This window comes from Aminicella lysinilytica, from assembly GCF_004362975.1.
GTDB classification, from domain to species: Bacteria; Bacillota; Clostridia; order Peptostreptococcales; family Anaerovoracaceae; genus Aminicella; species Aminicella lysinilytica.
On sequence record NZ_SNXO01000015.1, the window covers coordinates 36,164 to 51,453 of the forward strand.

At 34.6% G+C, this 15,290-nt stretch carries 14 protein-coding genes and 1 pseudogene; 14 read left to right on the forward strand and 1 reads right to left on the reverse strand.

Annotated elements, in window-relative coordinates; genetic code table 11:
• Positions 1-9 precede the first annotated feature (9 nt).
• Together EV211_RS05265 and EV211_RS05270 are read left to right on the forward strand one after the other, a co-directional pair.
• Positions 10-1,515: a type I restriction-modification system subunit M gene (locus EV211_RS05265; protein WP_133528378.1), complete on the forward strand. Its 1,506-nt coding sequence runs from the start codon at positions 10-12 to the stop codon at positions 1,513-1,515.
• Positions 1,505-2,080 carry a restriction endonuclease subunit S gene (locus EV211_RS05270; RefSeq protein ID WP_133528379.1) on the forward strand — a complete coding sequence of 192 codons (576 nt, stop codon included), beginning with the start codon at positions 1,505-1,507 and terminating at the stop codon, positions 2,078-2,080. The genes EV211_RS05265 and EV211_RS05270 overlap by 11 nt, the downstream gene beginning before the upstream one ends.
• Here EV211_RS05270 and EV211_RS05275 read toward each other — a convergent pair.
• Positions 2,077-2,724, reverse strand: a complete 648-nt coding sequence (locus tag EV211_RS05275; RefSeq protein ID WP_243108547.1) for a restriction endonuclease subunit S — start codon at positions 2,722-2,724, stop codon at positions 2,077-2,079. The genes EV211_RS05270 and EV211_RS05275 overlap by 4 nt on opposite strands.
• A 171-nt stretch (positions 2,725-2,895) precedes the next feature.
• Between EV211_RS05275 and xerA the strand changes: the two genes are divergently transcribed.
• From xerA to EV211_RS10975, 12 genes and pseudogenes are all read left to right on the forward strand, one after another.
• Positions 2,896-3,876, forward strand: coding sequence for a site-specific tyrosine recombinase/integron integrase (gene xerA, locus EV211_RS05280; protein WP_133528380.1), 981 nt, complete (start codon positions 2,896-2,898; stop codon positions 3,874-3,876).
• A 13-nt stretch (positions 3,877-3,889) separates the two neighbouring features.
• Complete coding sequence (locus EV211_RS05285) at positions 3,890-5,077, forward strand: restriction endonuclease subunit S (protein ID WP_133528381.1); 1,188 nt, start codon at positions 3,890-3,892, stop codon at positions 5,075-5,077.
• Between the two features lie 65 nt (positions 5,078-5,142).
• Positions 5,143-5,514 (forward strand): hypothetical protein, encoded by a 372-nt coding sequence (locus EV211_RS05290; protein WP_133528382.1) that lies wholly within the window; start codon positions 5,143-5,145, stop codon positions 5,512-5,514.
• 2 nt (positions 5,515-5,516) lie between these two features.
• Positions 5,517-8,567: pseudogene (locus EV211_RS05295) on the forward strand (type I restriction endonuclease subunit R); the annotation flags it as partial.
• Positions 8,568-8,588: 21 nt separating this feature from the next.
• Positions 8,589-11,066, forward strand: coding sequence for an AAA family ATPase (locus EV211_RS05300; protein WP_133528384.1), 2,478 nt, complete (start codon positions 8,589-8,591; stop codon positions 11,064-11,066).
• The gene (mcrC, locus tag EV211_RS05305; protein ID WP_133528385.1) at positions 11,066-12,094 is read left to right on the forward strand and encodes a 5-methylcytosine-specific restriction endonuclease system specificity protein McrC; all 1,029 of its coding nucleotides are present in this window, start codon (positions 11,066-11,068) and stop codon (positions 12,092-12,094) included. The genes EV211_RS05300 and mcrC overlap by 1 nt, the downstream gene beginning before the upstream one ends.
• A gap of 39 nt (positions 12,095-12,133) precedes the next feature.
• Entirely contained in the window at positions 12,134-13,111 is a 978-nt protein-coding gene (locus EV211_RS05310; RefSeq protein WP_133528386.1) for a helix-turn-helix transcriptional regulator, read from the forward strand.
• Positions 13,112-13,114: 3 nt separating this feature from the next.
• Positions 13,115-13,423 carry a hypothetical protein gene (locus EV211_RS05315; RefSeq protein WP_133528387.1) on the forward strand — a complete coding sequence of 103 codons (309 nt, stop codon included), beginning with the start codon at positions 13,115-13,117 and terminating at the stop codon, positions 13,421-13,423.
• Positions 13,424-13,474: 51 nt separating this feature from the next.
• Entirely contained in the window at positions 13,475-13,837 is a 363-nt protein-coding gene (locus tag EV211_RS05320; RefSeq protein ID WP_133528388.1) for a hypothetical protein, read from the forward strand.
• Between the two features lie 23 nt (positions 13,838-13,860).
• Positions 13,861-14,070, forward strand: a complete 210-nt coding sequence (locus tag EV211_RS05325) for a DUF7675 family protein (RefSeq protein WP_133528389.1) — start codon at positions 13,861-13,863, stop codon at positions 14,068-14,070.
• Positions 14,071-14,102: 32 nt separating this feature from the next.
• Entirely contained in the window at positions 14,103-14,843 is a 741-nt protein-coding gene (locus EV211_RS05330) for a DUF6994 family protein (RefSeq protein WP_133528390.1), read from the forward strand.
• Between the two features lie 135 nt (positions 14,844-14,978).
• Entirely contained in the window at positions 14,979-15,113 is a 135-nt protein-coding gene (locus EV211_RS10975; protein WP_279222019.1) for a hypothetical protein, read from the forward strand.
• Positions 15,114-15,290: the final 177 nt, after the last annotated feature.

Sequence of the window (15,290 nt, forward strand, 5' to 3'; positions counted from 1 at the left end):
TTGCTAATAATGGCAGAAAAGAACAATGCAAATATAGGATTTGAAAAGCAAATTTGGGATGCAGCTTGTGTTTTATGGGGACATATTCCTGCGGCAGAATACAGGAAGGTAATTGTAGGGTTAATATTCTTACGCTATATTTCAAGTGCATTTGAGAAAAAATATGATGAGCTTGTTGCTGATGGCGATGGCTTTGAAGATGATAGAGATGCATACATAGAAGATAATATATTCTTTGTACCAGAAGAAGCTCGTTGGAATAAAATATCTTCTTCTGCACATACGCCTGAAATTGGAACAGTTATTGATGACGCAATGAGAGCTATTGAAAAAGAAAACGCAAGTCTAAAAAATGTTTTACCTAAGAATTATGCAAGTCCGGATTTGGATAAGAGAGTATTAGGTGATGTTGTTGACTTGTTTACAAATATGGATATGGGTGACACTGAAGAAAGCAAAGATTTATTAGGTCGTACATATGAGTATTGTATTAAAGAATTTGCAGCATACGAAGGCACAAAGGGCGGAGAATTTTACACGCCACAAAGTATCGTTAAAACAATCGTAGAAATCCTAAAGCCATTTGCTAATTGTCGTGTATATGACCCTTGCTGTGGTTCAGGTGGTATGTTTGTACAGAGTGCAAAATTTATCCAAGCTCATAATGGAAAGCGTGAAGAAATAGCTGTATATGGTCAAGAATCAAATGCTGATACTTGGAAAATGGCTAAGATGAATATGGCGATACGTGGTATTGACGCAGATTTTGGCTCATTCCAAGCAGACACTTTTTTCAATGACTTACATAAGACACTTAAAGCAGATTTTATTATGGCAAATCCTCCCTTTAATCTTTCTAATTGGGGACAAGATAAGTTGAAAGAAGATGTTCGTTGGAAATATGGAACACCTCCTGCTGGAAATGCCAACTATGCTTGGATACAGCATATGATTCACCATCTTGCACCAAACGGAAAGATAGGTCTTGTACTTGCGAATGGTGCATTGTCATCACAGAGTAGTGGTGAAGGAGATATTCGTAAAAAGATTATTCAAGCTGACCTTGTAGAGGGGATTGTTGCATTACCAACACAGTTATTTTACAGTGTTACTATTCCAGTTACATTGTGGTTTATTAGTAAGAATAAAAAGCAAAAAGGAAAAACTCTCTTTATTGATGCCAGAAAAATGGGATATATGGTAGACCGTAAACATAGAGACTTCACTGATGATGATATTAAGAAACTTGCGGATACTTTTGAAGAATTCCAGAACGGAACACTTGAAGATGTAAAAGGCTTTTGCTCTGTTGCTGATTTGCAGACCATCGAAAAACAAGACTTTATTCTTACTCCTGGTAGATATGTAGGTATTGAGGAGCAAGAAGATGATGGAGAACCATTTGAAGAAAAGATGGGAAGATTGACCTCTGAATTATCTGATATGTTTGCTAAATCACACGAATTGGAAGAAGAAATTCGTAAGAAGTTGGGGGCGATTGGATATGAAATTTAATGAGAGCAGCCTATATAATATTCAATCTTCAGTTTTAGGAGAAAGACGTTCTTTGTATGAACTTGCAAATTGGAAAAATGGAATTGCGTTTAAAAAAATCAATTTTTCCGATACGGGAGTTCCAGTTATTAAGATTGCCGAGTTAAATAATGGTATCGGCGGAACAACGGCATACACTCAACAGATTTTTTCAGAAGATGTTCATTTAAAAAGAGGAGATTTGCTTTTTTCTTGGTCTGGGAATCCGCAAACTTCAATAGATATTTTTAGATTTAAATTAGAAGAAGGCTGGCTTAACCAGCATATTTTTAAGATAACACCATATGAGGAAATAGTTGATAGAGATTTTTTCTATTTTTTAATGAAAAATCTTAAACCATACTTTACACAAATTGCTATCAATAAACAGACAACTGGTTTAGGTCACGTAACTATAGCAGATATAAAGAAAATTAGTATTGTTATACCATCTTTAGATTTACAGAGAGAAATTGTGTCATATATCAAACCGATTGATGACAAAATAGAGTTAAATAATGAGATAAACAATAATTTAGTGGCTTAAAGGTCGATGTCGGAAACATCAAGCTCGCCGGACATCAATTTGGGTAAAAGGGTATCTCGGAGTTGAACCAATCGCTGATTTTCAAGCTGATTACTTATAATGGTTTCAAACATCGGAAGTGTTATCTCAGAAAAAGCCGTATTTACTTTTTCAGATGGCAAAACAGTTTGCGAAGTTTTAATCTCAGAAGATGATAGGTTTACTTGCACCCCGCTATTTGCTCTGCTACGCAGGTCAACAAGAAAATCCGTGCTATTAGTAAGTAAATAAATAAAAGGATAAGTCACTCCTTTGTATCCATTTGCTCTGAGGTGTCCAACTCGTTGATTGACAATGTACTCATTATCAAGTGGCATAATGGCTGTGTTACCTAATATTGCCACATTGTCTTTCATATCTGTCATTGCCATAAGTATATCGCCTTTTTTGAGAACGAATTTCTTTAATTTTGATGCAAGACTTTTTGGATACCAGCTTTTTGTTCCATCAGGAATAAAACCACCGCCACGAGCAATATGCCCTTGTTTGAATACTTGATAACAGTCTGGTGACGGTTCATTTAAAAGCTCCTTACTCTTAAACGCATAGCCATTTTGAAAATCAGCAATTTTTTCGAGAGGAACAATTTCCCAGTCAGAAGGCATAGTTCCATTGAATGGTTCGAAATCAACGAACCACGATTTAAAAAGGATTTTGGCTTGTTGCTCTAAATTATTGTTTATAAGCTAACTATCCCATAACTCTTGTGGGTGGCAAGAGTTAATATCGGGAACTACCGCCCCGTAGTTGTTCTCTTAAATTAAGGAGAAAGAACTATGAAACAGAGAATAATTAAAGAAATTGTTGAAGAAATGTTACCAGTCCTAAATAATGGACAAGCTGAAAAATTACAAGAGGTTTTATTGCATACTTTATGGAAATATGAAATCGCTAAGGTCGATGTGGATAAAGAAAATGAGCAAGATTTTGTTGAATTATTTTTATCTGCAAAAAGAATAGAGGGCTGTTCAGAAAAGTCATTGAATTATTATGAAGCAACAATCAACGCAATGCTAAATAATCTCGATAAAGGGGTAAAAGAGATTGTGACTGATGATATTAGAGGGTATTTGACAGAATATCAGACTACAAAGAAATCAAGTCGGGTAACGATTGATAATATTAGGCGTATCCTTTCATCATTCTTCTCTTGGCTAGAAGATGAGGACTACATTTTAAAAAGTCCAGTAAGAAGAATACATAAGGTCAAGACGGTAAGTAATATCAAAGAAACATATACGGATGAGAATCTGGAAATAATGCGTGATAATTGCTTAGAAATAAGGGATTTAGCCTTAATAGATATGCTGGCTTCAACTGGAATGCGTGTCGGTGAATTGGTGCTTTTAAATCGTGAGGACATCAATTTTGAAGAGCGAGAATGTGTGGTATTTGGTAAAGGAAGCAAAGAACGAGTTGTTTACTTCGATGCAAGAACTAAAATACATTTGCAAAACTATTTAAACAATAGAACAGACGATAATTCAGCTCTGTTTGTTTCTCTTAAAGCCCCACATAAAAGATTACAAATAGGTGGTGTGGAAGTAAGAATCCGTAATATTGGTAAGCAGCTTGGTATTAACAAAATGCACCCACATAAATTTAGGAGAACACTTGCAACAATGGCAATTGACAAAGGTATGCCGATTGAACAATTACAAAGGTTGCTTGGACACCAACGAATAGATACGACATTGCAATATGCAATGGTTAAGCAGAGTAATGTTAAGATTGCTCATAGAAAATACATTGGATAGAAAGGACTTAATTATGGCTGAATGGAAAGAGTGTACTATTTCAGAAATAGGAACAGTTGTGGGAGGAGCGACTCCATCAACAAAGATAGTTGAAAATTATGAAGGTGGAACAATCGCTTGGATAACTCCAAAAGATTTATCAACTTTTAAGGGGAGATACATAAGTAATGGGGATAGAAATATTACTGAAATGGGCTTAAAAAGTTGTTCTACACAGTTATTACCTAAAGATACGGTATTGTTTTCCTCAAGAGCGCCCATCGGATATGTTGCTATTGCGGAAAATGAAGTGTGTACAAATCAAGGATTCAAAAGTGTAATTCCAAACTCCGATACAGACCCATTGTTCCTTTTTTATCTCTTGAAATACAATAAAAGTAAAATTGAAAATATGGGAAGCGGAACAACCTTTAAAGAGGTTTCAGGAAACACTATGAAATCAATTAAAGTTAATATTCCTTGTGAATATGAGGAACAAAAAAAGATTGCCTCTGTTTTAGATGCAATTGACAACAAGATAGAAGAAAATGAAAAAGTAAACAATAATTTAGAGCAGCAAGCACGAGCACTTTACCAAGAATGGTTCTGTGATTTCACACCGTTTGGCGGTTTAATGCCAAATGATTGGAAAACTGGCAAACTAAAAGATATTTTACGTCTAAGACGAGAATCAATAAAGGCTGGAGACAATCCTACTATGCCATACTTGCCCATTGATGTCATCCCGATGAACACGTTTGCGGTTAGTTATTTCAAATCAAACGATGAAGCGCAAAGTAGCCTTATTACTTTTGATAAAGATGACATCGTGATTGGAGCAATGAGGGTGTATTTCCATAGAGTAATACTCGCACCATGCAAGGGCATAACTAGAACTACTTGCTTTACGCTAACTCCGTATGATTCATCATTTTTATCATATGCGCTCCTTTGTTGCGACCGAGACAGTAGCATTGATTATGCACAAGCAACGTCTAAAGGTTCTACCATGCCTTATGCTATTTGGGAAGGTGGTCTTGGTGATATGGAAATCGTTATTCCAACACCAAAAGTTGCATTGGACTTTAACGATTTAACTCAGCCAATGTTGCGTCAAATCCAATCATCCTATTTTGAGAATCGTGATTTGAGGATTATGCGCGATAGTCTTCTTCCAAAACTGATGTCCGGAGAGCTTGATGTCTCCGAAATCGACCTTTAAGCCGCTAAATTATTGTTTATTGCATCAAGATTTGTGGGAAACCATAAAGTTAAGGAGATAATCCGATGGAAAATGAAGAAAAAATTATATTTAATATTTTGTCAGGACTTCCTGATAAATGGAAATCCTTTTTTGGATTATATACCCAGTACATAGGTTATCTTACAGCAGATATGGCGAAAACACTATTAGTAATAAAACGCTGTTCATATTTTGACATTGATTTTGATTATTCAAATATTGATTTAGATAAAATAAATATAAAGGCACTTGAGTATGAGCTATCTGAACTACCATATAGAGATAAAGAAGGATTAGATGCAGTTATTCCTGTATTGTGGGAATATCTTGATGAATTTGACTTGTGTGAAATATCTGATGAGTCTTGGAATGGACTTGTTAAATTTTTAGATAATAAAATCGCAAAGGAGAAATGATTATGCCAAGTTTATATACGGAAGCAGATTATGAAAACTCAGTAATTGAGCTTTTCACAAATGATATGGGATATGAATATGCATATGGACCAGATATTGAAAGAGATTTCAATGTTCCTTTTCACGAGGAGATATTACTGGAGTATATGTATCGTTTGAATAGAAGTCTGCCTGATGATGCGATACAAGACGCACTATTTAAATTGAAGAACTTTGAAAATGGTGAGCTTGTTCAGAAGAATGCAATCTTTATGGATTACTTACAGAACGGTATTCCAGTGAGATATGTAGATAAGGGAGAGGAACGTTCTTCTATTGTATATTTGGTTGATTACAAAGAGACGGATAATAACTCCTTTATCGTTGCAAATCAATGGACATTTATTGAAAACAGTAATAAACGACCAGACATTATCCTATTTCTTAATGGGCTTCCAGTTGTACTTGTGGAACTCAAATCTCCTTCAAGAGAAGAAACTGATGCGTCAGCGGCGTATAGACAATTAAGAAACTATATGCAGGAGATTCCGTCAATGTTCATTTATAACGCAATATGCGTAATGAGTGACCAACTTACATCAAAGGCAGGTACAATAACCTCTGGTGAAGACCGATTTATGGAATGGAAAACCAAAGACGGAAGTTATGAAAATACGCAGTATGCTCAGTTTGATACTTTCTTTGAGGGTATGTTCCAAAAGGAAAGACTGCTGGATATTATCAAGAACTACATCTGTTTTTCTAATGAGGGTATAAACTCCTTTAAAATACTTGCAGGATACCATCAATACTTTGCTGTAAGCAAAGCCATTGAATCCACAAAAAGAGCCATAGTTACCGATGGTAAGGGTGGTGTATTTTGGCATACACAAGGAAGTGGCAAATCACTTTCTATGGTTTTTTATGCTCATTTATTACAAGAAGCATTGGATAGTCCAACTATTGTTGTGCTTACAGATAGAAATGACCTTGATGACCAGTTGTATGGACAGTTTTCTAAGTGTAAAGATTTCTTGCGTCAAGACCCTATTCAAGCTGAAAGCAGAGATAATCTAAAGTCATTATTGGCAGGCAGACAAGCAAACGGAATTATCTTTACGACTATGCAGAAGTTTGAGGAATCATCAGAACCACTATCCGAAAGAAAAAATATAATTGTAATGGCTGATGAAGCACACAGAGGTCAATACGGATTAGCAGAAAAAATCAAGATAACAAAGAATGAAGATGGTGAAGATGTAGCCAAAAGAGTTGTGGGAACAGCTCGTATCATTAGAAATTCTTTACCAAATGCAACATATATCGGATTTACTGGAACACCTATATCATCCAAAGATAGAAGTACAAGAGAAGTCTTTGGAGATTACATAGATATATATGATATGACACAAGCAGTTGAAGATGGAGCAACCAGACCAGTTTATTATGAAAGCCGAGTAATTAAACTTAATTTAGATGAAGATACACTGAAACTGATTGATACGGAATATGACATTATGGCTTCCAATGCTGATGAGGAAGTTGTTCAAAAAAGTAAAAAAGAACTTGGCAAAATGGAAGCTTTGCTGGGAAATGATAATACTGTAAATTCCCTTGTAAATGATATTCTTGACCACTATGAGAACAATAGAGAGAACCTTTTGACTGGTAAGGCTATGATAGTAGCTTATTCCAGACCTATTGCAATGAAAATATATAAAAGGATTCTTGAACTTAGACCTGCTTGGACAGAAAAAGTAGGCGTAGTTATGACTTCGGGAAACAATGACCCTGAAGAATGGCGGGAGATTATCGGGAATAAGCAACATAAAGACGAGCTGGCAAGAAAGTTTAAAGATAATCATAGTCCGATGAAGATAGCAATTGTTGTTGATATGTGGCTCACTGGTTTTGATGTGCCATCTCTTGCAACAATGTATGTTTATAAGCCGATGAGTGGACATAATTTAATGCAGGCTATCGCCAGAGTAAATCGTGTATTTGGAGATAAAGAAGGTGGACTGGTAGTAGATTATGTTGGTATTGCAACAGCATTAAAGCAGGCAATGAATGATTATACAACTCGTGATAAAAAGAATTATGGTGATACCGATGTTGCCAAAGTTGCATATCCTAAGTTCTTGGAAAAACTTTCAATTTGCCGAGACAAGTTCCACGGATTTGATTATAGTAAGTTTTCAACTGGTTCAGACCTTGAAAGGGCAAGAACAATAAGTGGAGCAGTAAACTTTATTATTAGCAGAGAGAAAATTGAGGAGAAGGATTCATTTGTAAAAGAAGCGTTAATGCTACATCAGGCATTGTCCTTATGTTCGTCTCTTGTTTGTGAAGAAGATAGATTTGAAGCAGCTTTCTTTGAATCAGTTCGTGTCCTTATATTAAGATTAACCAGTGCAGGTGGGGGCGGTAAAATATCTCTGCCAGAAATGAACTCAAGAATCAATGAACTGCTGAAAGAGAGCATTAAGAGTGATGGCGTTATAAATCTTTTCTCTGACATTAAGGAAGAGTTTTCATTGTTTGACCCTAAATTCTTACAAGAAATCGCCAATATGAAAGAGAAAAACTTGGCAGTTGAACTACTTAAAAAACTGATTTCTGAACAGGTATCCGTATATAAGAGAACAAATGTTGTAAAGTCAGAAAAATTCAGCGAGCTTATACAAAAGGCATTGAATGCCTATCTGAATGGAATGCTTACAAATGAAGAAGTCATTGAAGAAATGCTGAAACTGGCAAAACAACTGGCAGAAGCACAAAAAGAAGGCGATGAGCTTGGATTAACAGCAGATGAACTTGCATTCTACGATGCATTGACAAAGCCTAGAGCTATTAAAGACTTCTATGAGAATGAAGAATTGATTGCAATTACAAAAGAACTTGCAGACGCTCTACGCAAGAACAAGACTATTGACTGGCAAAAGAGAGAATCTGCCAGAGCAAAAATGCGAATGCTTATTAAGAAACTTTTGAAGAAGCACAAATATCCACCAGAGGGTATGGAAGATGCAGTACAAACTGTAATGACACAATGTGAGTTATGGACAGATAATGTAATGGAGGCATAGAAATAAATGGAAAAACAAAACAACAAATCAAATGCTGCCTTTTTACATTGGATGAAACCTATCTTGACTGCATTAAAGGAATTAGAGGGTCAAGGTAAGCCACAGGATGTTCGTTCCATTATTGCAAAAAATGAACACCTGACAGAAGAAGAACTTTCAGAAACGAGAGGGAAAAACAACGTTAATAAATTTGAAAATGAAGTTGCATTTGCCCGAAATTATCTTGTCGCAGGTGGATATATTGATAAAAGCACTTATGGTATATGGAAATTGACTGATGAAGGTTGGAATGTAGATATGACCGATAAGTTGGCATCTGATATATTTAAGCAAGGAGTTACAGAGATGAAAGAGAAAAGAGAAAGAGATGCAGATTATCAGTGGGTTGATTTCTATATGGAATTTGCCGATGTGTTACTGAAATTTAAGGATAATCGCTCAGCTTTAATTGAAAAAATTAAAGAGGTGTATGCAAGCATAAATTTAAGATTGCCAAAATTGGAAGAAAATAATGAAATTGTGGATATAGACCCTTTCACGATTTTTGCTCTGTTTAATAAAGGAATTACTAATGACAATAGAGTAAGGATTCTAACTGCAATAGCGAAAATATTTGATGTTAATGCGGAAGTTCCTGTTGCCTTTGATGGAATACCTGTTGTGAATAATTTAAAAGCAACATTTTACTATTTTAAAGACGGAAGAGAAGAACAGGATATAGATAACCTTTGGGAACTGTTTTACAATGCTATCCAATATGCCGATTCACTAAATGAACCATATAAGAGTAATATGCAAAAATATTATGATGAAGTGAAGAAGCAAAAGGGTGTAAATTGGAATATTACAATGGGTTTATATTGGATAAGACCAAATACATTTATTAACCTTGACTCCCGTAACAGAGAATTTTTGAATGATGTTGATAATATGCCACATTATTTTACTGTCATATTTTCCAATGTGAATAAAGGACTTCCTGATGGTGCAAGTTATTTCTTTATGTGTGAGCAGGCAAGGAACGCTTTAAAGAACGAAGAATATCCATATCATAGTTTTCCAGAACTATCCTATTACGCTTGGAAATCAACAACAGATGAAAATGGCAATGAAGTACCATCATCATCGGTTGATTCTAATGTAAAAGAAACGGATTACTGGATGTATTCTCCAGGCGACGGGGCAAGTATGTGGGATGAATTTAGCAAATCAGGCATAATGGGTATTGGCTGGGATGAGATTAGTAATCTTTCAGAGTTTAAAAGTAAGGATGCAATAAAAGAAAAGTTGAAAGCTACTTATGACGCAAGTTATTCATATAAAAATGCGGCACATTGTTTATGGCAATTTGCAAACGAAATGAAAATCGGAGATATAATATTTGCCAAAAAAGGAATGCATAAAATTGTTGGAAGGGGTGTTGTGTCTTCGGAGTACATTTATGATGATAAACGAGAAGAATATCGTCATATTAGAAAAGTAAGTTGGGAAAAGATTGGTGAGTGGGAACTACCTAATCAGGCAGCTATGAAAACTTTAACCAATATCACTTCCTATGCGGATACGGTAAATGAAATTCTTAACTTGTTTATAGATGAAACAGAAGAAATCACAGAAGAAAAAGATGTGAAATATCCACCGTATGATAAGAATGAATTTCTTGATGAAGTTTTTATGGAAGAAGAGGTGTACAATACATTAGTAGGCTTGATTGAGACAAAATATAATGTAATACTGCAAGGCGCACCAGGAGTTGGAAAAACATTTGCAGCAAAACGGTTAGCCTATTCTATTATGGGCGAAAAGAATACAAGTCGAGTTTCGATGATACAGTTTCATCAAAGCTATTCATATGAGGATTTTATACAAGGTTATCGACCAGACAAGGCTGGCTTTAAGTTAGAAAATGGCACATTCTATGAATTCTGTAAAACAGCAGAGGAAGATGATGAACATCCATATTTCTTTATAATTGATGAAATTAACAGAGGAAATTTAAGTAAGATATTAGGTGAGCTAATGATGCTTATTGAAAAGGATAAGCGTGGCGAGAAAATAAAACTATTGTATAAGAATGAATGGTTTACAGTGCCTAAAAATATAAGAATCATTGGTATGATGAACACCGCAGATAGAAGTCTAGCACTTATGGATTATGCCCTGAGAAGAAGATTTGCATTTTTTAATTTTGCACCAGCATTTTCATCAGAAGGATTCAAACGCTATGTTGCAGAAAAGAACAATGAGAAATTTGAGAAACTTATTTCACAAATTGAAAATCTGAATAAAGCCATATCCGATGATGAATCTCTTGGAGATGGATTTAGAATTGGACACAGCTATTTCTGTACTGAGAATGAAATTACTGATGAATGGCTTAAATCAGTTGTTGAATATGAGATTATTCCATTGATTCAAGAATACTGGTTTGACGAACCTACTAAAGTAAAGGATTGGTCTGAAACTTTAAGGAGAACAATTTAATGATACGCATCCATAATATATATTATATGCTCTCGTATGCGTTTCAAGTATTAAATGAAAATGGATATAAAAAAGTTCTTACAGAAGAATTTGATAAGGCGGGAGAGTTATGTGCAGAAATCCTAATAAAAGGAGTTTCTTCTCAGTTAAAAAGAGGATTAAATAGAGAATATCTTACATACACAGAGTCTATGTCTGCGATAAAGGGGAAAATAGATATTTCTTCTTCGATAAAGCAGCAAACAACGATTCAACGCAAACTCATATGTAGTTATGATGATTTTTCTGTTAATTCTTATCCAAACAGAATCATTAAAACTACTATGTATCTACTGGTAAGGTCTTCTCTTAGCAAGAAGAAAAAGCAGGCATTGAAGAAACTACTAATTTATTTTGGTGAAGTAGATATACTTGATGTACATAATATAAATTGGAAGCTTCAATACAATAAGAATAATCAAACATATCAGATGTTGATTTCTATCTGCTACTTGATAATAAAAGGATTGTTGCAGACAACTACATCAGGAAATGTTAAACTTATGGATTTTTTGGATGAGCAACGAATGAGTAGATTGTATGAGAAGTTCATCTTGGAATATTACAAGAAAGAACACCCTGAGCTTAGAGTATCGGCAATGCAAATACAGTGGAACTTAGATGATGAATCCGACGAATTTTTGCCAATAATGCAAAGTGACACAATGCTTTCCAATGGCATAAAAACACTGATTATTGATGCAAAATATTACAGCCGCTCTATGCAGACATATTATGACAAGCATACACTTCATTCGGCTAATTTGTATCAGATATATACCTATGTGAAGAATTATGATGTTGATAACACTGGCGATGTATCAGGATTGTTGGTTTATGCTAAAACAGATGGCAGAGTATATCCTGACAGCAGTTATACAATGGCTAGGAATAAGATTGGTGCAACTACCCTTGATTTAGACAAGGATTTTAAGGATATAAAAATACAACTTGATGAAATTGTAAATAAGTATTTCCCAGCGGAATAAAAAATAGATTATTTGTGGAAAACGAAGAAAGGATGGCATATGGAAACAAAACCAAGAATACTTTATCTCTTGAAGATTTTGCAAGAAAGAACTGATGAAGAACATCAGCTTTCTACAAAGCAGCTTATAGAGATATTGAATGATGAGTATGGCATATCTACATATAGAACCACTATTTCAAAAGATGTAGCTGCACTGCAGCAGTTTGGAATTGATGTTGTTTCAGTCCGTTCTACGCAAACAAGATATTTTATAGGAGATAGAGATTTTGAACTTGCAGAACTAAAGATATTGATTGATGCAGTAGAATCTTCCAAGCTGATAACACATAAGAAATCAAAGGAACTGATTTCAAAAATACATACACTGACCAATGAGGGACAGGTTTACAAGTTAAAAAGGAACAATTATTTTGCTGAACGAGTGAAGCCTGATAATGAACTGATTTATTATATTGTTGACGATATTAACGAGGCAATCAATAACAATAAGCAAATCTCCTTCCAGTATTACGAATATTCGGGACTTAAGAAAAAGGTTTTGAGAAATAAAGGAGAAGTGTATATTATCAGTCCATACAGTCTTGTCTGGTGTGGCGATTACTATTATGTGGTCGGTCATTCAAAGAAGAAAGATAAGATTGTAACCTTTAGGGTAGACAGAATTGCAGCGACACCTGAAATCTTATATAAAGATGGAGTTCCAGCTCCTAAAGATTTCGATGTGGCAGAATATACAAAGCAGGTATTCTTTATGTATGACGGAGAGCAGGTGGAAGTTACGCTGCGATGTGATAACAGCTTGATGAAAACGATGATTGACCGCTTCGGAGAAGATGTAACAACCCTTGCATATGATATGGAATCATTTAGATTGATTACTACCATTTCGGCAAGCCAAACATTCTATGGATGGGTTTTCGGATTCGGTGGCAAGGTACAGATATTAGAACCAGCAGAAGTAAAAGAAGAATATAGACAGATGATACTTGATGAAAGTAAGTGTATAGAGGAATAAAATATGAATGTAGAATTTCTGGTAAACCAAGAATTGAATGATGGTAGACAGCTTTTCATTACCGAAAAAGAATTTAAAAAAGCAGCAAAGAACGAAGACGAATTTAATAGTTTTGCATTTGCCACAGAATGTTTTTTCTCATATTATGGCTTAGATACTTTTATCAATGCTAGAGAATATGAAATCATTAGACAGGAACTGACCGCAGGTGGAGCTGTAATCATCACTGTTATAGAAGAAAAATATCCAAGAAGCTGTTTTCCAGAGGTATATGTATCGAATCATAACAGACTTAAGAAAGTTGAAATATAAGATAACCATTTGATTCAAGGAGGTGAGGGGCTTCCACGAGGCATAAGATAAATGAGACGAAAATGTAAATTAACAAAAATTGCAAAATCTCAGCAACAAAAGTTTTTTAGATTATGTGGAGAAAAGTACCGTAGAAAGCTAATCGGAAAAGATAAGATGACAGTCGCCGATTTTGCCAATATTACCTTGATATTAAGCTATTTGGACTTTTCATCGTATTATTCTTATGTTTTGTGCAAATATCCAGAACAGTTGGAGATTTATGCAAATGTTATTGACAGAGAAGTGGCAGATGATGAACCTTTATATGTCGATGATATACTGGATGAAAATGAAATAATTATCAAAAGATTTTGTGATGGTATTCAGAACAAGCGTATGCAAAAGATTTACAGAGAGAGGTTATTTGTTTAAAGTTATCGAAGGAGCTAAGGGGTATGGTACATAAGTTTTATAAGAATAGCAAAACAGATAAGATATTTTGGATTGATACTCCTGACAGAGAAGGGGAATGGCTTTTTAGTTTTGACAAGAAGAAAGTCTATAATATGTTCAGAGATTATCCTGACAAACTCTCTGCGGAAGAAAAACAAATATTTGATGAAGAAAATCCATATTGGAGAGATTTCTTTTCGGATAGACAATAGAATTTTATTGGTTAAAAATGCAGGTGATGAAAATGAAAAATTATTTCTATATAAAGAACAAAGAATTGTTTGACGCAATGAAGAATGATATAGATGAATTAGAGGCAATAAAGACGGATATTGTTACAACAATAAATTTGACAAATAAGGATTGGAAATTTAAGTTTCAATATGACAAAGAGACCAATACCATACATCAATGTGTAAATGGAAGAGTATATAAGATTAGCGTGGATTATATTGGTCCATCAGATTATAATGCAAAACAAAAGGGAATTGATGATTTAACAATCTTCGACTTTTGGTATAATACAAGAAGTATTGGTGGTCATTTGATTTTTCCTACGAATAGGTATAAGGTAAATGAACAAAGTAAATCGATTAATGAAATACGAAGTTATAGGTTCAAGGAAAGAATAGATTATTTTTTATATGAATTAGCCTCGTGGTATAAAGGCGAAAACAAAGTACAAGCTTCTAAAAATGTTTTAGAAGGAAATAGAGATTGGCTTTTACAATTTGGTGACTTCTCTGGATACATAAAATTCTTTAAGTTAGAGGACTTTGTTTCTGAAAAAAACGAGGTATTTGATTTGTCGAGTTTTAATGATAATACTTATGAAGTTATTACGTGTCATCCTAATCTGGATAATACAAAGGCATATTATGAAGCTCTTTTTGCTGCGTACACCAATAATTATGGTGATTACATTAAGGGCTGTGTGAATGCAATAAAGAAACGTACAGAACGAATGGGAAAGCAAATCTTATGAATTGAAATGAGATGAGGTGTTGCTCGATAGCGACACCTCTATTTTTCTGCCCATTTTTATATTGCGTTTATCCAATTATCAAGTATAATATACTTATCAGAAACAAAGCGTTTCACATAGAAAAAGAGGTGCAGAATGAGAAGTAAAAATCCTGAACTGATGAAGAAAATATTAAAATATGCAGAGCAGTATTATCTAGATTATGGGAATTCACCTACTACTTTCAATATTGCAAAAGCACTTGATATTGCTGAATATTTCGCGTCATAAGCACCAGTGATACTCTTTATAGCCCCACCTGTATAGTTGATAGCCCTACTTGACATCAATACGCACATTAGCTCCACTTTTCTACAGAACTTCTGTACAATATACATGAGTGATAACTCAAATATACAGAAGGGAGGCCAACAATAATGGCCAATAAAATCAATGTGAAGCTCATAC

Excerpts from the sequence above, each read along its gene's own strand:
- EV211_RS05290 (WP_133528382.1), top strand. The coding sequence starts at position 5,143 with ATGGAAAATGAAGAAAAAATTATATTTAATATTTTGTCAGGACTTCCT.
- EV211_RS05285 (WP_133528381.1), top strand. The coding sequence starts at position 3,890 with ATGGCTGAATGGAAAGAGTGTACTATTTCAGAAATAGGAACAGTTGTG.
- EV211_RS05270 (WP_133528379.1), top strand. The coding sequence starts at position 1,505 with ATGAAATTTAATGAGAGCAGCCTATATAATATTCAATCTTCAGTTTTA.
- EV211_RS05310 (WP_133528386.1), top strand. The coding sequence starts at position 12,134 with ATGGAAACAAAACCAAGAATACTTTATCTCTTGAAGATTTTGCAAGAA.
- mcrC (WP_133528385.1), top strand. The coding sequence starts at position 11,066 with ATGATACGCATCCATAATATATATTATATGCTCTCGTATGCGTTTCAA.
- EV211_RS05300 (WP_133528384.1), top strand. The coding sequence starts at position 8,589 with ATGGAAAAACAAAACAACAAATCAAATGCTGCCTTTTTACATTGGATG.
- EV211_RS05325 (WP_133528389.1), top strand. The coding sequence starts at position 13,861 with ATGGTACATAAGTTTTATAAGAATAGCAAAACAGATAAGATATTTTGG.
- xerA (WP_133528380.1), top strand. The coding sequence starts at position 2,896 with ATGAAACAGAGAATAATTAAAGAAATTGTTGAAGAAATGTTACCAGTC.
- EV211_RS05320 (WP_133528388.1), top strand. The coding sequence starts at position 13,475 with ATGAGACGAAAATGTAAATTAACAAAAATTGCAAAATCTCAGCAACAA.
- EV211_RS05315 (WP_133528387.1), top strand. The coding sequence starts at position 13,115 with ATGAATGTAGAATTTCTGGTAAACCAAGAATTGAATGATGGTAGACAG.
- EV211_RS05265 (WP_133528378.1), top strand. The coding sequence starts at position 10 with ATGGCAGAAAAGAACAATGCAAATATAGGATTTGAAAAGCAAATTTGG.
- EV211_RS05330 (WP_133528390.1), top strand. The coding sequence starts at position 14,103 with ATGAAAAATTATTTCTATATAAAGAACAAAGAATTGTTTGACGCAATG.
- EV211_RS10975 (WP_279222019.1), top strand. The coding sequence starts at position 14,979 with ATGAGAAGTAAAAATCCTGAACTGATGAAGAAAATATTAAAATATGCA.
- EV211_RS05275 (WP_243108547.1), bottom strand. The coding sequence starts at position 2,724 with ATGCCTTCTGACTGGGAAATTGTTCCTCTCGAAAAAATTGCTGATTTT.